This window comes from Archangium gephyra, from assembly GCF_049060025.1.
GTDB classification, from domain to species: domain Bacteria; phylum Myxococcota; class Myxococcia; order Myxococcales; family Myxococcaceae; genus Archangium; species Archangium gephyra_A.
Window position 1 is genome coordinate 1,136,995 of sequence record NZ_JBMEQQ010000002.1, and the last position, 18,065, is coordinate 1,155,059.

Sequence of the window (18,065 nt, forward strand, 5' to 3'; positions counted from 1 at the left end):
TACGCTCGGGTGCACCAAGGAGAGGGGGTTCACACCATGCGGAACACGATGCGGTGGTTGTCCGTGGTGGGAGGGCTGTGCGCCTCGTGGGCGCTGCCGGCGATGGCGGAGGGCACGCCGGTCGACTGTGGCAGCGTCGACTGCGAGGGCATCCGCGAGATGCGGGCGCTGCACGAGGCGCAACTGTCCTTCATGTACGAGAGGGATCGGTACACGCTGAACCTGGCGGAGTTGGGCTTCGTGCCCCCGGCGTGCGCGGACGGCACGCGCGCGCCCGTGCCGGGACCGGGTTGGGTGGCGGGCTGCCACTTCGCCTACCGAGTGACGGCCGTGACGAATCCTCCGGCGGGCCAGCCGGCCTTCACGGCCGTCGCACAGGGCGCGGCGGGCACTCCGGCCGCGGGTGTCACGCTGCAAGTCAGCACGCCCATGTTCGATCAGGTCGTCTTCTGGTTGGAGCGGGGTGGGGTGCGCCGCTACGTGGGCGGGGACGAGTGCCTGCCGGCCGAGTTCTTCGCGTGCTCCGCCCAGCAGCGCGAGGGCAAGCGGAACCTCTGGGCGCTCTTCATCACGCAGCGGACCTTCATGCAGGAGAAGGACCGGTACTCGGAGAACCTCGCGGAGGTCGGCTTCCGGCCCATGGGGTGCACGGATGGCACGCGTGCGGCCGTCCCGGACAGCGCGTGGGTGGGCGGTTGCCGCTTCATCTACCGCGTCGAGGTGGCGGGCACGGGCCCGGAGATGACCTTCACCGCCACGGCGCGGGGCGTCTCGGGCCTCGTGGAGGGCACCACGATCAAGGTCAACGAGACCGGGCTGCTCACGATCACGCCCCCCATCGGTGGCGGCTGCGATTGAGCCCCCGGCCATAGGGCCCCGAAAAACCTTGCCCCAGGAGCGGAGAAGTCGTTCTCCGAACCCGGGGCAGGAGCCCTCCAGGGAGAGGGGGAAAACCCTGGCGGCGCCCCATGGATAATCGGTGGGGCCCCCGGGCGCACCCTCTTTCAACACCCGGACGGGCCGATTCTCACCGTCTATCCACCAGTGGGCGGCCCGTGAGCCGGGTGCGGAGGCTCACTCCGCGCCCTTGGGCGGGCCCTCGCTGCCCACCACCGACAGCTTCGCCGACCACGAGCCGGCCTGCTCGTGCGGCATCAACTCCCGCGGCGAGCGGTAGTACTGCATCGGCGAGTCGTGCAGGAAGTTCGACACCCGGCTCGTGTAGAGGCACGCGTAGCGCTCCACCTGCTCGCCGAACCGGCTGTTCTCGTGGCCCTCCTTGAAGAGCAGGCCCCAGTACGGGTTGAAGCCTTCCTCCACCTCGCACTCCAGCGTGTCGGCGATCTCCGTCGCCTCGCGCAGCGCCCAGCGCAGCTTGTCCAGCTCCGCCTTCACCTTGCGCCGCTCCTCCTCCAGCGGCTCCGGCGCTCCGTCCTCCCGCGCCCCGCGCTCCAGCTTCCGGTCCAGCACGTTGAGCTGGCCCTTGCGGTGCGCCACCTCGTCGTCCAGCCGCTCCCGCGCCAGCTCCACCTCGGACAGCCGCTGGATGCGCTCGCGCTGGCCGTCCGTGTAGGTGATCTCATCCTCGATCTCCTGCACCACCATGCACGTGCGCCACAGCGACGTCTTCTTCGACTTGAGGATGTCGCCGTAGATGTGATCGCCCACGTACAGCACGCACTCGCCCGCGTAGCCCGTCTGCTGCTCGAGCTGCAGCAGGTTGCCGCCCTGGTACACCTTGCCGCGCTCCAGGTGGGTGGCCTCGCCCACCACGCGCGCCTCCTCGCCGGGGCCCGCCGTCTCCAGCTCCAGGAAGGGCCGCTGCTCGGAGAAGAACGCCGGCTTGGCCGCCAGCGTCACGATGTAGTCGAAGTAGTTGCGCCAGCTCGGGTACTCCGCCACCTGTCCGTCCAGCAGGTAGCGCATCACCGCGTCCGTGTAGTCCCACGCCGAGTTCGTCAGCAGGAACAGCTTCTTGCCTCCCGAGCGCAGCTTGTGCAGCGCCGGACCCAGCTCGGGATCCTGGAAGATGTAGCGCCCCAGCTCCTTGCGCACCTCGCGCTTGAGCGAGTTGTCCCGGTGCACCGTGTCGATGGCATCCCGGATGTCGTCGTACAGCTTGCCGTAGTCCACCCGCTGGCCCAGCGACTCCAGCAGCTCGATGATGCCGGCGAAGAGCCACGCCTCGGGCAGGGCGAAGAGCGTGTCGATCCACGCGAACTGGGGGTTCTTCAGCTTCACCCGCTGGTTGCGGTACAGCTTCTTCCACACCTCGCGGTCCAACGGCCGCAGCCCGTGCCAGGCCCGCCCCACGTAGCCGAAGCGGTCCATCTTCAGCAGGTTGCCGTTCTCCTTGTCCACCGCCAGCCCGCGCATCACGAAGTGGTGGTCGTACTGGAGCTGGCCGATGACGGAGGGGTAGCCGCGCTCGCTGACGAGCTTGGCGAGCGTCATGTCATAGGCGAGCTGCTCCAGCCGGCGCATGTGGTAGATGGCCAGCGTGTAGTCCATGTCGAAGCCGATGCAGCTCGACCCCGGCCATGCGCAGGTTGCGGTTGACGAAGATGTCCCGGGCCCGGGGCACCAGGCGGGTGGTGGGCGCCCGGGGCACGCTCAGCAGGCGGGCGAGCTCGGCGTCGGCGAAGAGGCTCTGGGCGCGGCGCTCGGCTTCCTCGGCGTTGGCCCGGTTGAGCGAGGAGCGGAAGCTGCCGTGGAGGGGGTCCGAGGTCGTCGGGCTCCCCGGGATGGGTCCGGTCGGAGAGAGTTTCTGTGACACAGGACAGCAAGTCATAACACGCGCCCCCCCGCGGCGGCACCATTCACACGGGTTGTCCACCTTGCGGGGTTGCAAGCGGGCGTGGCACGCTGGCGAGTCCGCAATGAGATCGCCCGCCCGACGTTCCCCCCCGTCCGACGCCGAGCTCCACGCGCGGCTCGCCGCCCGTATCGAGGCCCTGGAGGACCGTGTCCGCCAGCTCGAGGTCCGGGTGCGCGGCGCCGCCGTGGCGGGACGCGCACGCGTCCCGGGCCCGGTGCGTCAGAAGCTGGCCGCTCCCCGGACGGGCAACCGGCCCCGTCCGCGCTGCCCCGGCTGTACCCTGGAGCTGCCCGCGGGGCGCAAGGGCACGGCGTGCGTCTGGTGCGGATTCCAGTTCGACGCCGTCCGGTCCCGGAAGAGGAAGGGATGAGCACCGCCTACCGGTTGACCGGCCGCATCGAGGCCGGAGATCTCGCCGAGCTGTACGAGGCCGTCCAGGAGCCGGGTGGCTCCAAGGTCGTCATCAAGCTCTTCCTCCCGAAGACGTCCGACCCGCGCTACGCCACCGTGCTGGCCGGGGTCTACAGCGTCCTCAATCCCCTCAACCCCGAGGGCATCGTCCCCGTGCTCGACATGGGGTTCGTCAAGCAGCGGCTCGCCGTGGTGCGCGAGGCCGTGGAGGGCCACTCGCTGGGCACCGCGCTGTACCGGCTCAACACCAAGGAGGTCCTCCTCCCGCCGAACACCGCGCTCTGGCTCATCATCCAACTGCTCGAGTCCGTGGAGCGTGCCCACGAGGCGGGCGTCGTCCACGGCTCCATCACCCCGGGCAACGTGCTGCTGTCGCGCGCCGGGCTGCCCTCGGTGTGTGACTTCGGGGCACTCCAGGCGCTGCTGGCCGTGCCCGAGCTCAAGCGCGCCTTCGCCGGCCGGGGCCGCAGCGCCTACCGCGCCCCCGAGGTGGGCCGCGGCGAGCCCGCGGACGTGCTCTCGGATATCTACTCCATCGGCGCCATCGCCTACGAGCTGCTCACCCTGCGCGAGGCCGTCATCCCCGATGGGGGCGTCAGCACCCGCCGCGCCGGTCTGCCTCCGCCCAGCCGCCTGGATCGCCGCCTCCACGCGCGGATGGATCCGATCATCCTGCGCGCGCTGGAGGCCACGCCCACGCGGCGCTACCGCTCCTGCGCCGAGTTCGCCGCCTCGCTGCGCAACTTCCTGTCCACCAATGGCGGGCTGCCCGGGGCCGAGGACGCGCGCCGCTTCGTGGCCGAGCTCTTCCCCAACGAGATGGTGGCCTCGCTCGGCCCGGTGCCGTTCTCCGAGCGTTTCATGCTCACGCCCATCTCCGGCGTGTCGCTGGCCGAGGTGGGCGCGGACGCGCTGGAGAAGTCCGTGGTGGTGCGGCCCTCGTTCAGCCCGGCCCTCAGCGAGGCCGACACCATGGAGGCCCCGCCCGCTTTCGAGGAGTACCAGCCCGAGCCCACCGTGACGCCGGGGCCCATGATGGACAGGGGCCTGCTGGACTCCACCCACGTCTTCGGCGCCGAGCCCCCTCGGGAGGTGCTCGAGTCCACCTACGTCGGGCCGAAGGACGAGGGCGCCGAGGTCACCCACTTCGGGAAGAAGGGCGGCACCCAGGTCACCACCCGGGTCAAGCCGAAGGAGGGGACCCAGGTCACCCGCGTCGGGCCGAAGGAGGGGACCCAGGTCACCCAGGTCGAGTCCTACCCGCCGGGCGACGACGAGCAGACGTGGGTGGCACCTCCCGGGGCGGCCCCGCCCAAGCCGCGCAGGTCCCCCGTGCTGCCGGGTGGGTCCGCGCCCCGCGAAGTCACGCGCATCGGCAAGAATCCCCGCCTGCGGGTGGTGGAGGACTACTCCCGCTCCGAGCCCAAGCCGGAACCGGAGCCCGAGCCCAGGCCGGAGCCCACCCGGGTCAAGGCCAAGGCCCTGGTGGACCCGGATGACCTGGTGGACACCGCGAAGATCGAGCCGACGGGGGTGCGCATGCGGCCGCCCATGTCCGAGGGCACGCAGACGCGGGCGCGCCTGCCTCCGTCGCTGGTGCGGGGCCATGTGTCCGAGCAGGCCCAGGCACCGGCGGCCGAGCCGGATCGCTCGTACATCCCCATGCCCCCGCCCACGTCGCCCGAGGTCAAGGCGGCGGTGGCCCAGCGCCGCATGTTCACCGAGGAGCGCAACCTCCTGGAGGATCTGCGGCGCCGGCGCCGGATGATGGTCGTGGCCGGAGCCATCGCGCTGGTGGGCGTGGTGTGCTTCGCGCTCGGGGTGTGGAAGTTCTTGCAGCGTCCCCAGCTCGACACGGACCCCAAGGTGTCCGCCGTCAGCGGCGCCGTGGAGCAGTACCTCCAGATGCCGGATGCGCCGCCTCCCGAGCCCGAATCCCCGAGGCACACCGCGCCGGCGGATCCGGTGATCGTCTCCCCCTCCGGCGAGGCCGAGGTGACGCCCAGGACCGGGGTCGCCTACCTGTCCATCAGCGCCAACCAGTTGTCGCGCGTCTACATCGACGGCGTGCGGGTGAAGCGCAACCTGCCCCTGGTGCGCTACCCGGTGAAGCCCGGCAACCGGGAGATCATCATCGAGACGATTGGCGTCCCGCGCCAGCGCGAGCTGTTCGAGCTGCGCCTGGAGCGTGGCGAGCACAAGAAGCTGGAGCAGATCTTCAAGCCCTCCCCGTACCGCTGAGGCCATGGACCGGACCCGCGTCTTCGTCGTCGAGGATCAGCCGAACCTGCTGCGCAACCTCCTCAAGGTGCTGGGCACCTTCCCCGAGCTGGAGGTGGTGGGGAGCGCCCAGGACGGGGAGCAGGCGGTGGAGGAGGTGGTGCGGGTGCTGCCGCAGCTCGTGCTGTTGGACCTGGAGCTGCCGGGCTTCAACGGCATCGAGGTGACGCGGCGGGTGAAGCGCCGTGCGCCCGAGGTGGAGGTGCTCATCCTCACGTCCTTCGAGGACGAGCAGAAGGTGTACGAGGCCATTCAAGCGGGGGCCTCGGGCTACCTGGTGAAGCGGGTGGGGCCGGAGAAGATCCGCTCGGGCATCCGCGAGGTGATGGAAGGGGGCACGGTACTCGAGCCCCTCATCGCGCGGCGCTTCTGGAACTATTTCCAGTCGATCCAGGCGAAGCCGCCCGAGGCGGAGAAGCAGAACCCCTGGAGCCTCACGCCGGCCGAGTTCGACGTGCTGCGCTACGTGGCCAAGGGCCTGTCCAACGCCGAGGTGGGGCGGGTGATGACGCTGGAGCGGCGCACCGTGCGCACGCACCTCTCACACATCTACCGGAAGATGGGCGTCAACACGCACGTGGAGGCGGTGGTGCTGGCCCTGCGCGCGGGGCTCGTGGACTTGTGAGCCCCGCACCGGGCCGCTCACCAGCGCAGGGGCAGTGAGTCGAAGCCGCGGAAGGTCACGCTGTGGCACTTGGGCACCAGCGGACGCGTCTCGTCCAGGCGCAGCCCGGGCATGCGCTCCAGCAGCATCGTCACGCCGATCTCCAGCTCGCGGCGGGACAGGCCGGCCCCCATGCAGTGGTGCGCCCCGAAGCCGAACGAGACGTTCTTCTGCTTCGTGCTGTCCCGGGTGATGTCGAAGCGATCCGGATCCGGGAAGGCGGAGGGATCCCGGTTGGCCGAGGCCATCACCAGGAAGACGAGCTGGCCCTTGCGGATCTGCTTCCCGTGCCACTCGAAGTCCTCGGCGGCCACGCGGGTGATGGAGGGCACCGCCGTGTCGTAGCGCAGCATCTCCTCCACCGCCGACTTCATCAGCCCCATGTCCGCCTTCAGCTTCTGGAGCTGCTCGGGGTGGGTGAGCAGCGCGTAGACGCCGTTGCAGAGCTGGTCCGTCGTGGTGGTGTGCCCGGCGAACATGATGAGGCAGATGTTGGCCACCAGCTCCTCGGGCGTCATCCGGCCCTCGGCCTCCGCCTGGAGCATCAGGCTGAGCGAGTCCGTACCGGGAGAGCGGCGGCGCTCCTCGATGACGGGCAGCAGCATCTGCTTCATCTCCACCATGGCCTGGTTGGCGTGGGTGGCCAGCTCCACCGGGTTGGAGCCCACCGCGGGCGCGCTGAACGCGGCCAGGTGCTCGGACCAGCGCCGGAAGCGGGCGCGATCCCCGAGCGGGACGTTGATCATCTCGGCGAGGGCGAGCGCGGGCATCGGGAAGGCGATGTCCTTGAGCAGATCCATGTGGCCCCGGGGATACACCTCGTCCAGCAGCTCGCGCATGATGCGGTGGACGGTGGAGCGCATGTCGTCCAGCTTCTGGTTGGAGAAGCCGGTGAGCGTCTGCCGGCGCAGCCGGACGTGCTCCGGACCATCCTTCATGAACATCTGATGGCGGATGGTCTGCATGAACTCCTGGGCGATGCTCGGGTCGAGCCCCTGGAGCTGGTACTCGAAGAGCTGCGCCCGGGCGGCGCTCAGGCGCGAATCCCGGTAGCCCGCCAGCACGTCGTCATGGCGGGTGATGAACCAGGACTGCATCGGCTCCACGAAGTGAACCGGATCGCTCTCCCGCAGCTCCTTGTAGAGCGGGTAGGGATTCCTCAGGTTCTGGGGGCTGAGCAGGTTGCGATCGGTAACAGTGGAGCCAGTCATGGCGCGGCAGAGTAGTGGCCGCTCCCTGGACTGTCGAGGCTGTCAGGGAGCGTTGCGCACCAGGCGCAGGTGGCGCTTCCTGCCGCGGGGAGACGAGGGGCCTCCGTAGCCGTCGGCGGAGTGCGGCACGTAGGGCTGATCGCGCAGGCGGTCCTTGTGGCTCCAGTCCTTGGGCGCGAGCGGATCCGACGGCCCGCGCAGGCCCGAGCGGAGGATGACCCCGAAGAGCACCGTCAGCAGCACGGACACGGTGATGAGCGTCAGGCTGGAGTTGGTGAAGAGGCCATCGAGCGCGGGCGACGGATCCGGCATGAAGAGCAGGGCGGTGAGCACCATCCACCACAGCCCGCACACCAGCAGGCACACGCTGCTGAACCAGATCTTCACCCGCGACCAGAAGGTGCGCTGCGAGGGGAGGGCGGTGACCGCTCCGCGCTGCACCGGATACTGCCGCGACGGCTCGTCCTCGTGCGCGAGCCTCGCCAGCGCGTGCTCCGGCATGGCTCCGCGCCTGCGCTCGCCGCGCCTGCGCTCGCCACCGGCCGGGAAGGCCACCGAGGCGCCATGGCGCCAACGCACCGCCGCGATGGCGAGCACCAGCAGCACGAAGGCGGTGAGCGCGGCGGGCCCCATCCGGCTGGCACCGTAGGCGCCGTGGATCACCAGGGCGCAGACGAGGGCGGGGAGCAGCAGCCGGAAGCGGGGGGCGGAGACGCCAGCATGAAGTGAACGGTAGCAGAGATGAGGGCCTGCTCCAGTTTGCCACCAGTGCGGGTCTCCTGGACACCCCACCCGGGCAGGCGTGTCCGGTCGAGGACTCGGTGAGTCTCCCACCCGGGAGGTCCAGCCTGCTCGGCCGGCCTCCGGGCGGGTTGGACAGGGGGCTCAGGTGCCGGACGGCTCCGCGGTGGGATCCACGAGCGGCTCGGGCATCACCCAGAGCGCCGAGGGCGCGCCGTAGGCCTGGTCGAAGGCGTGGAGGATGCCCGTCCAGCGATCCCAGAAGGTGGCCCAGTTGTACTCGGTGGGTGGCGAGGTGAGGATGCTGCCGTCCCGGTCCGGCTGGCTGTACGCGTAGTCGGAGTAGTTCCACTTGAGGGTGCCGAAGTCCGTGGTGAGCATGGGGGTGAGGGCCTGCAGCAGCGCGGCGCGGGAGACCTCGTCCGGGTGGGACACGGCCGGGGTGAAGACGGGCTGCGCCATGTCATGCTGCTCGCGCCAGGCCACGTAGTTGTTGCCCATGGCGATGAGCGCGTCGCGCGCGGCCGGAGTCGGCGCCAGGCGGGCCTCCTCGTAGAGCGCGAAGGCCGCCACCAGCAGGCTCTTCCAGTGCATGCCCGGGAAGATGCTGGCGAACTGGTAGGGCCGGGGCGTGTCGTTCACGTGGGCCAGCGCGTACTGGTAGGCGAGCTGGGACTCCTGCGGCACGGCGTCCTGGAGCGAGAACTCCGACAGCACGCGCGCGGGCGTGACGTCGCCGGTGAGGCCGCGGCGCCAGTCCAGGTAGAGGATCGCCGAGCCGCCGATGTCCGAGAAGATGGCGAGGTTACCCTCGTGCAGCGTGCGCTCCAGGGTGAGGACCACCGACTCCGCCTTGTCGAGCGGGAGGACGGCCGGCGCGCTCCAGTAGAGCGAGGCGAAGCGCGAGGCGGTGGTGGCGAAGGTGCGCGGATCGGCCAGCGCCTCGCCGTTCATGGCCGTGGTGAGCGAGGCCAGCGAGGCGGCCGCGTCGGTGGGCAGCCCCCGGAGGACGAGCTCCAGGGCGAGGTTCTCCACGGTGATCCGCACGGTGCCGATGAGGCCCACCCGGTCGAGCGCGTGGAGCACCGAGAGGGAGGGCTGGCCCCGCGCCGTGTCGATCACCCGCCGCGCCAGGGCCGCGCCGAGCATGCCCTCGCCGCCCGTGCGGGAGGCGTGCGGTGCGAAGACGAACCAGTTGGGCCGCACGGTGCTGCTCCCACCGGGCTGGAGCGCCGGATCCAGCAGGCCACCCAGCTCATAGGCGATCTGGATGTAGCCCTCGGTGATGCGTTGGTTGTCCTCGAGCGGGGTGGGGGCTTCGTCGGCGCGGGCGGCGGGGGGCATCGCCACGGCGGCCAGGAGCAGGAACAGCGGAAGTGAGTCCACGATGATTCTCCAAGGTTGTGGGGGGTCGGGTGGAGCGGGGTGCAGGGTTATCAGCGCGCGCGGTGCTCCACACCCCTCCGTGGAGCCCTTTCCCCGGCTGTGTATGCGTGGGGACGTTTGAACTCAAAATAGATCAGACGTCAGTCCGGCGGAGAAGCGGGCGGGCTTCACACAGTGCATGTTGGCGCCGGGACGGACTCGTGTACCTTGAGCGCAGCTTCCTCTCCGAAGGTCGAAAGAGTGCCCATCCGCACGCCGTCGCGCCTCTCCCGTTCCTCCCTCTCCCTCCAGAACCGGCTCTCGCAGCGGCTTGCCCGCGAGCTCGCCGTGGAGCCGCCGGCCACGCCGGTCCTGTCCGCCACCACGTCCACCGCGCGCCGCGCCTTCGAGACGCTGATGGCGTTGGATCTCGATGGTGACGGCCGCCTCACGGACCGTGATGCCGGACGTGCCCGCGAGGGAGGCCTGCGTTTCGCGGTGGACCTGGAGCTTCGCTCCGGGCATGCGCCTGGAGCTGGCCGGAGCGGAGCGGCTCTCGCACGCCGCGGATGTGCTCGCCGAGGAGATTCTCGCGGGGCGCGGCGAGGAGCCCGGACTCCCCGTGGAGCGGATGCTGGAGCCGCGCACCCAGACGCTGCGCCGGTTGATCGACGACGGCTGGAAGGGGCTCGTCCGCCGCTCGGATCGCGCCGAGGACCTGAAGAAGGCCCTGCGGGTGATGCCGGTGAAGGACCCGGAGGGCAAGCAGCGCGTGTACGTCCCCGCGCGCGATCGCAAGGCCCTGAAGAAGCTGCGCGCCGAGGCCCGGCGCTCGGGTGGCCTGGAGATGGTGCCGCTCCAGAAGCCCCGCGATGCCGGAGACTGGGAGGCGCTCATGCGCCAGCCCGGCATGCTCTACCTCCCGCGCCCGTACATCGTTCCCGGCGGCCGCTTCGTGCAGATGTTCGGCTGGGACAGCTACTTCAATGCCCGCGGCGCCCTGGCCTCCGGCCACTACGGGCTCGCGAGGGATCTGCTCGAGAACCAGCTCTACGAGATCGAGCACTACGGGAAGATCCCCAACTCGAACCTCAGCTACCACCTGTCTCGCACCCAGCCGCCGCTGATGCCCCGGCTGGCGCTGGAGCTGCACGCGGTGCGCGAGGATCGGCGCCTGCTCAAGCGCGTGGCCCGGATGGCCGAGCAGGAGCTGGAGACCGTCTTCCGCACGGGCGCTCGCGCCACCCCGGGCGGGCTCTCCCGCTACAAGGACGACGCCGAGGGTCCCGACGCCGAGGACCTGTCCAAGTTCTACGCCGATTCGCGGCCGGACAACGCCGGGTTCCACCGCCATGACCGGGCCATCCGCGAGAGCGGCTGGGACATGTGCCATCGCTTCGGCACGGCCACGCACCACCACGAGCCGGTGTGCCTCAACTCGCTGCTGTTCCAGTACGAGATGGACCTGGCGGGGATCCTCCGCCAGGTGGAAGGGGAGGACTCGCTGAAGGCGGCCCGGTACGCGAGGGCGGCGAGGGCCCGGGCGCGCACCATGCGCACGCGCTTCTGGGACGCCGAGCAGGGGCTGTTCTTCGACCATGACTTCGTGGCCGGACGCCGCTCCCGTTACGAGTGCCTGGCCACCTTCTATCCGCTGTGGACGGGCTGGGCGTCCCGCGAGGAGGCCGCCATCGTGGCCGCCGCGCTCCCGCGCTTCCTGCACGACGGAGGCCTGACCTCCAGCAGCCGCGCCTCGCGCGAGGCCGTGGGCGGAGAGGACTTGCAGTGGGACTGGCCCTTCGGCTGGGCGCCGCACCAGATCATCGCGGTGGAGGGTCTGCGCCGCTACGGCTTCCACGCCGAGGCCGATGCGGTGGCCTACCGCTGGCTGTCCATGGTGTTGGACATCGCGGGGAGCCACAACGGCCTCATCAAGGAGAAGTACGACGTGGTGGGGCGGTCGGCCGAGGTGGCCGTCGAGTACGGCAATCAGGGCGCGGATCGCGGACTGCCGCTGGCCCCCCGGTCCGAGCGGACGCTGGGCTTCGCCTGGACGAACGCCTCGGTGGTGCTGTTGATGGACGGCTTGTCTCCCGGGCTGCGCGAGGCGCTCGACGCGGGCATTCCCGCCGACCGGGTGCTGGGTCCGCGCGATCAGGGCGGCCGGGGCCGCTCCCGGAAGAAGCGGGCCTCACAGTCCGTCGCGTGAGCACGGCGGGCAGCCACTGCCCGGTTGAATGGAGCGGCGGGGCTCGTGCGCCGGGCCCCGCCGCTTGCCTGTCATGGCCTTGAATGACTCACGGGACTCAGGGCTTGTACACCTCCGCCGTCGCGAGAGCGCCGCTGTTATATCCCGCCGAGACGAGCACCTTGCCGTTGGGCAGCAGCGTCGCCGTGTGCCAGGAGCGAGGCGAGGCCAGGGCGCCGGCAGCGCTCCAGGTGCCCGTGGCCGGGTCGTACATCTCCGCCGCGACAGCGCCGCTATTGCCTGCTCCCCCCGAGACGAGCACCTTGCCGTTGGGCAGCAGCGTCGCCGTGTGCCTGGTGCGAGGCGAGGCCAGGGCGCGGGTCGTGCTCCAGGTGCCCGTGGCCGGGTCGTACACCTCCGCCGTCGCGAGGGAACTGCTGCTGTTGAATCCCGCCGAGACGAGCACCTTGCCGTTGGGCAGCAGCGTCGCCGTGTGTTCGAGGCGAGGCGAGGCCATGGAGCCGGTAGCTCTCCAGGTGCCCGTGGCCGGGTCGTACACCTCCGCCGTCGTGAGGTAGCCGTTACGGTCGGCTCCCCCCGAGATGAGCACCTTGCCGTTGGGCAGCAGCGTCGCCGCGTGCCTGTCGCGACGCGAGGTCATGGAGCCGGTAGCTCTCCAGGTGCCCGTGGCCGGGTCGTACACCTCCGCCGTCGTGACGTTGAGTCCCCCCGAGACGAGCACCTTGCCGTTGGGCAGCAGCACCGCCGTGTGCTGGTAGCGAGGCGAGGCCATGGAGCCGGTAGCGCTCCAGGTGCCCGTGGCCGGGTCGTACACCTCCGCCGTCGTGAGGTAGCCGTTACGGTCGGATCCCCCCGAGACGAGCACCTTGCCGTTGGGCAGCAGCGTCGCCGTGTGTTGGTAGCGAGGCGAGGCCATGGAGCCGGTAGCGCTCCAGGTGCCCGCGGCCGGGTCGTACACCTCCTCCGTCGCGAGGTAGCTGCCGCCAGGGCCGACTCCCCCCGAAACGAGCACCTTGCCGTTGGGCAGCGGCGTCGCCGCGTGCAAGTAGCGAGGCCCGGCCATGGAGCCCGTCGAGGCCCAACCCGTTGGCCCGGTCTCGCATGCTTCGCTCACGCCATTGCAGTCTTCATCCGTAGCCGTCCAGCAAGCCTCCGGCGCGGGGAGTTGTTGCCCCTTGCAGATGACGTTGCCGAACAGATCGCACCCGATGGTGCCCCCCTGGCAGACGCCGACTCCCCGCGTCCCGCTGGGGCCGCCATAGCAGGGTTCGCCCTGCTTGTCGGAGCAGATGCAGTCCTCATTCACCTCGCCATCGCAGTCATCATCGAAGGGGGTCTGGCAGCTCTCGGCCGCGGGCAGCACCTCTCCCTGGCAGCTGCTCCACTCCGTCCCGATGACGTTGCATCGCCGGCGGCCGGCCTGGCACCGCCCCTCGCCCTGGGTCCCCGCGGGCCCCGAGTACGGGCATTGCGCGTAGGCGCCCGGAGTGCAGATGAGGTCTTCCAGGACGAGCTGGACCTCGGTGCAGGGGCCGCTCCCACAGATGGCCGCCGCTGTCGTCCCCGTCACCGTCACCAGGTCCGTGACGGCATGGCCGGGCAGTCCGGCGAAGACATTGGCCGTGCTGCCACGCTTGATTTCGACGCAGGCCCGGCCGTTCACGCCGGTGTATGCGGGCCGGCTGACCCCCATGTAGCTGACACCCTTGGCGTTCACCGCGGCGCCCTTGACGGGTGCACCGTACCCGTCCACGACGAGGACGTTGACACAGCTCTTGTTCGTCCAGGGCGCATCGCAGTTCCACCAGGTGAAGTGCTTCACCTCGACGACCCAGGCCAGCTTTCCTGGCTGGGAGGAGGAGGGCTGGATGATGCCGTTCCCCTCCTCGCGCCAGTGGCCCGCATCCAGATCGAACCACCATGCGGGCACGCTGTCCCCGGCCTGGAACTGGGTGGCCAGGGCCGCCGGAAGGACGAACTCCAGGGTGGCCGACTTGCCCGGAGCCAGCTGCACCTGTGCACCGTTGCTCGACAGGCTCACCTCGGCCATGAAGAAGCTCTCCAACGGCACGCTCTCTCCATCCGCGGCGGCGGTGCCCTCCAGGGGGCCGGGCATGGCGTCCAGCTGGCTCGTTGGATCCAGCGGAGCGATGGTGACCTGGACGGTGCCGGTGACGGGCTGACCCATGGCATCGACGACGGCGTCAGGAGGAATGGAGACGCGAACCTGCTCCGTCTGGATGATGCCGCCATGCTCGGCCTGGAAGGGGATGGGGGCGGCCAGGGGGAGCAGCTTCACCTGTGCACCCACGTGAGCCCCCGCCTGCAACTCCACCACGGCCGTGCCGGAGGTGAAGCCGAGCGCGTCCACGCGGGCGAAGAAGCGGCCGGGCGGGAGGTTCTCGAAGAGGCGATGGCCGGAGCTGTCGAGGGAGAAGACCGCTCCCTGGGAGGAGACGGCGGCCCCCGGGATGGGCGTGCCCGAGGCGTCGACGACCTGGAGCAGCAGGCTGGTGCCCGCCGGCTCGGTAGGCGGCTCGTCGGAGCCCTCGGGGGTGTACACCTCGGCGGAGGCCTGATCGCCATGGCTGACGCCGCCGGCGGCGAGGACACGGCCATCCGGCAGGCGGGTGGCGGTGTGGAAGTAACGGCCCGTGGCCAGGGGACCCGCGGCGCGCCAGGAGCCGAGGGCGGGCTCGTACACCTCGGACGAGGTGAGGATGCCGGTGGACTCATGGAAGCCGCCGGCCACGAGCACCTGGCCCGAGGGCAGCAGGGTGGCGGAGTGGTAGCGGCGCGGCAGGGCCATGCCGGCGGTCATCGTCCAGGTGCCCGCGGCGGGGTTGAAAGCTCCGCGAAGGTGTTGCCGGCCTGTTCGGACTCGCCACCGCCCACGACGAGCACCCGGCCGTCCAGGAGCGGGGTGGCCGAGTGGAAGGCGCGAGCGACGGCCATGTTGCCCACGGGGCTCCAGGTGCCAGTGGCCGCGTCATACACCTCGGCGGAGTGCTGAAGCAGGCCGCTGGCATGGGTGCCGCCCGTCACCAACACCTTGCCGTTGCCCAGCGGGGTGGCGGTGTGGTCGCGGCGGGCCGAGGCCATGGGCGTGGCCGGAGTCCAGGTGCCGGTGGCCGGGTCGTAAAGCTCGGCGGTGGAGAGCACGGTTCCCCCGTACTCGCTGTCCGCGCCACCCGTCACCAGGACGCGGCCGTCGGGCAGCGGGGTGGCCGTATGGTAGAGGCGCGGCGTCCCCAGGTGGCCGGTCGGCGCCCAGGTCGCGCTCGCGGAGTCATACAGCTCGGACCCGCCAAGGCCGGCGATGAGCACGCGGCCGTCGGGCAGCGGGGTGGCCGTGGCCGCGCGGTGCGTGTGGAGGGCGTCGGCGGTGCGGCTCCAGGTGCCGGTGACGGGGTCGTAAAGCTCCGCGGAGTGGTTGTAGCCGCCCGTGGCGAGGACTCGGCCATCCGCCAGGAGCGTGGCGGTGTGCAGGAGCCGGCCAAGGGCCATGCTTCCTGTTGGACTCCATTGCTCTTCAGGGGTGGAAGCCACCGGGGTGGAGAGGTCCGAGCGGGTCCTCCACGGGGTGGCTGTTTCGCGCGGGTGCTCGGAGGTGGAATTGCCGCAGCCGAGGCTGGAGAGGCAGACGAGTCCAAGGAGCGCGGAGAAAGCCAGACGCATGGTGGCGCCAGGGCCTTCCCGCGCAGCTTGACTCCCCGGCCTGGGTAGCTGCTTGAGGTTGTTCATGTTTCTCCCGTTGGTAGCTGATCACGGGGGGCAGTTGCTCGGCTCGTTCCGGGTTCAATTTCCTGGGGCCGAGCAGGCCCCCCAGAGTGAATGAGCCGATGAGGCGGGAGATGATGCGGAAAAACTGTGGGCTGACGGACAGGGGGGATTTCCCGGCGCCCGCTCCCGGGCTCAGCGCCCGAAGGTGCCCAGGTTCAGCACCGTCACGCTCAGGCCCCAGTCGAGGTTCGTCCCGGGTCCCACCCGCGCCCAGGAGTTGAGCCGCCAGCAGTCGCACGAGGGACTGAAGGAGACGCTCAGCGTCTGGGCGAACAGCTCGGGCACATCACAGCGCGCCGGATCCTTCCGTTGCACCTCGGCGCCGTAGCCCACGTTCAAGCCGAAGGGGAAGCTGGCCGAGGCGCCCGCCAGCACGCGGTCGACCGGCGTGTTGACGAGTGCATCCGGGTTCGAGCAGGCCAGTCCCGCTCCCGGGCTCGGAACCTGGGGCCCGAGGGGAGGGGGCAGCAGCATGTCGATGGGCCGGCGTACCCGCTCCGAGCTCGCGAGGGCCCGCTCATACCCGGCGCTCACGCCCAGCCTGTTCGGAATGATGTTCCAGCCAATGTTCGCCGAGAGCTGGGTCAGCCGCTCGTCCACCTCGGGGGTGAAGAGATCCAACCGGCCCCGGGCCTCCGCCGTCACCGGGCCCATCACCGCCCGGATGCGTCCGGACGTCTCTCCCAGCCGCCGCTCGAGGAAGTCCACGCCCTGCACCACGTCCAGCCGTCCCAGCTCGGCCGTGCCGGTGGTGCCCACGCGCCGGAGCACCTTCTGGCGCAGCGCCACCTGGCCCTGGAAGAACCCGTCCTCGGGCACGGCGGCATCCACCTCGTCATAGACCTGGGGGGCGCGCTGGCCGAAGACGCGCGGCACCGCGCGCAGCTCCGCCGAGGGCCTGATGCTGTGACGGATCGCGGTGGCTCCCTCGCCGAACACCCTCGACAGCTCCGTGTCCAGGTACGCGCCCACCATCCCGTAGGCGCGGTGGCTCGTCGTCCGCTCCGCCTCCTGCAGGTAGATGCTCTCGCGCACCGCCAGGTAGGGGGTGAGCCGCAGCACGCCGCCCAGATCGAAGGTGGCATTCACGCGCGGCATCACGTCCAGGCGGGTGCGGGCCTGGCGCTCGCCCGGATCCAGGCGGCCGTTGCCCTGGGTGCCATCCGCATCCGGCAGCGCGGGCCAGTAGACCCCATCCGTGCCCTCGTCCCCCAGCAGCCCTCCCAGCGGTGACAGCCGGGAGAAGCTCCAGCTCCACACCGCCGGTGACCGGGCCGAACAGGGGCACCGTGGGCAGGGCGTAGCGCAGCGTGGGCAGCTCCTGGAAGACGGGCGGGCGCGGTGCGTCGCCGAACAGGGGGTAGCCCCAACGGATGTCCTGACGGTAGGCGAGGGCGAGCCCCGCGTAGTCGTCCTGGCCCCGGTGGTACACCGTGGCCGTCGAGGGGACGTAATAGTACGAGCGCGCGAACCCGGAGTTGTTCGTGGTGTCCGCGAAGAGGAAGCCGTCCGAGTAGAGCTTCACGTCCGCTCGCCCGAAGAAGCCGTTCCCGAGATTCTGCCGGTGCTCCCACAGGCCCCAGCTCCGCGGTCCCCGCCGCTGCGCGCCGGGCGCGAGCACGTTCGGGTCGATCGGATCCCGCTCGGGCTTCAAGTCATAGATGAGCTGAAGCCACATCCTCCCGTCGATCGTGGCGGCAGGCGCGTACCGGAACTCGGTGGAGAGGCGTGGGCCCTTCACGCCGAGCGAGCCCAGGGTGGGATCCGCCGGATCGTTGCCGAACGCGTACCCCGGGGCGAGCGTGAGATCGTAGCTCCGCCCGAGCGTGAGGAAGAGCGGTTGGTCCAACTGGAAACCGCTCAGGCCCGAGCCGGTGATCTCGGGCATGAGCAGGCCGCTCGCGCGCTCCGCCAGGGGGAGGTAGAGCCAGGGCAGCAGGAGGACGGGGACGCCGTACACGTGGACCGCGGGCACGGTGAGGGTGGCGCTCTCTCCGGGCTTCAGCTCCGCGCCCCGGGTGGAGATGCGCCAGCTCGGCTTGAGCACGTCGCAGTCGCAGGGCGTGAAGGACGACTCCTCCAGCACGTACGCACCATCCTCCTGGAAGCGGAAGCCCTTCGTGGTGAAGGAGAAGGTATTCCTGCCGGCCTTCGCGAGCTGCTCGGTGGTCTCCAGGGCGCCGAGCTCCTCCGGCGTCACGTTCTCCTTCTGGACGAAGGCGGCGCCTCCTCCGCTGGCGTTCTCGGCGGTCAGGCTGCGTTGGCGGAGATCCACGGTGACGTGCTCGGCGAAGCCCACCAGGCCCCCCATCACCAGCCGCACGTTCCCCCGGGCTTCCGCCATCCGGGTGGTGTGATCGTAGGTGATCTCATCGGCGCGGATCACCGACGTCCCCGTGCGCAGCACCGCGTTCTTCCGGGCGATGAGCACCTTGCCCGGTTCGGTCTCGACGCGCACGTCCCCCCGGAAGCTCCACCGTCTCGCCCAGGAGGTCCTCCGGCGAGGCGGGCACCGGGAGCTGCCCGGTGGCGGTGGTGAGGGCAACGGTCAGGAGGAGCAGGCCAACCATGGGTCCGCGCACT

Annotated in this window: 12 protein-coding genes and 1 pseudogene; 5 read left to right on the forward strand and 8 right to left on the reverse strand. The window is 70.5% G+C overall.

Going from position 1 to position 18,065, the window contains the following annotated elements; all coding sequences use genetic code 11:
- The first annotated feature begins 36 nt into the window (after nt 1–36).
- The gene (locus ACN28I_RS05140; RefSeq protein WP_420941021.1) at nt 37–858 is read left to right on the forward strand and encodes a hypothetical protein; all 822 of its coding nucleotides are present in this window, start codon (nt 37–39) and stop codon (nt 856–858) included.
- A gap of 216 nt (nt 859–1,074) precedes the next feature.
- On the opposite strand, the pseudogene ACN28I_RS05145 reads toward ACN28I_RS05140, so the two are convergent.
- A pseudogene (locus tag ACN28I_RS05145) lies at nt 1,075–2,791 on the reverse strand (HAD-IG family 5'-nucleotidase).
- An 88-nt stretch (nt 2,792–2,879) separates the two neighbouring features.
- Between ACN28I_RS05145 and ACN28I_RS05150 the strand changes: the two are divergent.
- From ACN28I_RS05150 to ACN28I_RS05160, 3 genes are read left to right on the forward strand one after another with little or no spacing between them, the layout of a single operon-like run.
- Nucleotides 2,880–3,188: a hypothetical protein gene (locus tag ACN28I_RS05150; RefSeq protein ID WP_420941022.1), complete on the forward strand. Its 309-nt coding sequence runs from the start codon at nt 2,880–2,882 to the stop codon at nt 3,186–3,188.
- Complete coding sequence (locus tag ACN28I_RS05155) at nt 3,185–5,470, forward strand: serine/threonine protein kinase (protein ID WP_420941023.1); 2,286 nt, start codon at nt 3,185–3,187, stop codon at nt 5,468–5,470. The genes ACN28I_RS05150 and ACN28I_RS05155 overlap by 4 nt, the downstream gene beginning before the upstream one ends.
- Before the next feature lie 4 nt (nt 5,471–5,474).
- Nucleotides 5,475–6,134, forward strand: coding sequence for a response regulator (locus ACN28I_RS05160; protein ID WP_420941024.1), 660 nt, complete (start codon nt 5,475–5,477; stop codon nt 6,132–6,134).
- Between the two features lie 17 nt (nt 6,135–6,151).
- Here ACN28I_RS05160 and ACN28I_RS05165 read toward each other — a convergent pair whose 3' ends face one another.
- The 3 genes from ACN28I_RS05165 to ACN28I_RS05175 form a co-directional block, all read right to left on the reverse strand.
- The gene (locus tag ACN28I_RS05165; RefSeq protein WP_420941025.1) at nt 6,152–7,384 is read right to left on the reverse strand and encodes a cytochrome P450; all 1,233 of its coding nucleotides are present in this window, start codon (nt 7,382–7,384) and stop codon (nt 6,152–6,154) included.
- Nucleotides 7,385–7,426: 42 nt separating this feature from the next.
- Nucleotides 7,427–8,017 carry a hypothetical protein gene (locus ACN28I_RS05170; RefSeq protein ID WP_420941026.1) on the reverse strand — a complete coding sequence of 197 codons (591 nt, stop codon included), beginning with the start codon at nt 8,015–8,017 and terminating at the stop codon, nt 7,427–7,429.
- 252 nt (nt 8,018–8,269) lie between these two features.
- Nucleotides 8,270–9,469: a hypothetical protein gene (locus tag ACN28I_RS05175; RefSeq protein ID WP_420948569.1), complete on the reverse strand. Its 1,200-nt coding sequence runs from the start codon at nt 9,467–9,469 to the stop codon at nt 8,270–8,272.
- A 544-nt stretch (nt 9,470–10,013) separates the two neighbouring features.
- On the opposite strand from ACN28I_RS05175, the gene ACN28I_RS05180 reads away from it, so the two are divergent.
- Nucleotides 10,014–11,699: a trehalase family glycosidase gene (locus tag ACN28I_RS05180; protein ID WP_420941027.1), complete on the forward strand. Its 1,686-nt coding sequence runs from the start codon at nt 10,014–10,016 to the stop codon at nt 11,697–11,699.
- Between the two features lie 97 nt (nt 11,700–11,796).
- Here the strand turns inward: ACN28I_RS05180 and ACN28I_RS05185 are convergent, their stop codons facing one another.
- From ACN28I_RS05185 to ACN28I_RS05200, 4 genes are all read right to left on the reverse strand, one after another.
- On the reverse strand, nt 11,797–14,508 hold the full coding sequence (locus ACN28I_RS05185) for a kelch repeat-containing protein (protein WP_420941028.1): 2,712 nt from the start codon (nt 14,506–14,508) through the stop codon (nt 11,797–11,799).
- Between the two features lie 8 nt (nt 14,509–14,516).
- Nucleotides 14,517–15,206: a Kelch repeat-containing protein gene (locus ACN28I_RS05190; RefSeq protein ID WP_420941029.1), complete on the reverse strand. Its 690-nt coding sequence runs from the start codon at nt 15,204–15,206 to the stop codon at nt 14,517–14,519.
- Between the two features lie 408 nt (nt 15,207–15,614).
- Nucleotides 15,615–16,358 (reverse strand): hypothetical protein, encoded by a 744-nt coding sequence (locus ACN28I_RS05195; protein WP_420941030.1) that lies wholly within the window; start codon nt 16,356–16,358, stop codon nt 15,615–15,617.
- Nucleotides 16,318–17,940 carry a hypothetical protein gene (locus tag ACN28I_RS05200; protein WP_420941031.1) on the reverse strand — a complete coding sequence of 541 codons (1,623 nt, stop codon included), beginning with the start codon at nt 17,938–17,940 and terminating at the stop codon, nt 16,318–16,320. The genes ACN28I_RS05195 and ACN28I_RS05200 overlap by 41 nt, the downstream gene beginning before the upstream one ends.
- Between the last annotated feature and the right edge of the window lie 125 nt (nt 17,941–18,065).

Coding starts and splice junctions, on each gene's coding strand:
- ACN28I_RS05140 (WP_420941021.1), top strand. CDS start 37: ATGCGGAACACGATGCGGTGGTTGTCCGTGGTGGGAGGGCTGTGCGCC.
- ACN28I_RS05150 (WP_420941022.1), top strand. CDS start 2,880: ATGAGATCGCCCGCCCGACGTTCCCCCCCGTCCGACGCCGAGCTCCAC.
- ACN28I_RS05155 (WP_420941023.1), top strand. CDS start 3,185: ATGAGCACCGCCTACCGGTTGACCGGCCGCATCGAGGCCGGAGATCTC.
- ACN28I_RS05160 (WP_420941024.1), top strand. CDS start 5,475: ATGGACCGGACCCGCGTCTTCGTCGTCGAGGATCAGCCGAACCTGCTG.
- ACN28I_RS05165 (WP_420941025.1), bottom strand. CDS start 7,384: ATGACTGGCTCCACTGTTACCGATCGCAACCTGCTCAGCCCCCAGAAC.
- ACN28I_RS05170 (WP_420941026.1), bottom strand. CDS start 8,017: ATGGGGCCCGCCGCGCTCACCGCCTTCGTGCTGCTGGTGCTCGCCATC.
- ACN28I_RS05175 (WP_420948569.1), bottom strand. CDS start 9,469: ATGCCCCCCGCCGCCCGCGCCGACGAAGCCCCCACCCCGCTCGAGGAC.
- ACN28I_RS05180 (WP_420941027.1), top strand. CDS start 10,014: ATGCGCCTGGAGCTGGCCGGAGCGGAGCGGCTCTCGCACGCCGCGGAT.
- ACN28I_RS05185 (WP_420941028.1), bottom strand. CDS start 14,508: ATGGCCCTGCCGCGCCGCTACCACTCCGCCACCCTGCTGCCCTCGGGC.
- ACN28I_RS05190 (WP_420941029.1), bottom strand. CDS start 15,206: ATGGCCCTTGGCCGGCTCCTGCACACCGCCACGCTCCTGGCGGATGGC.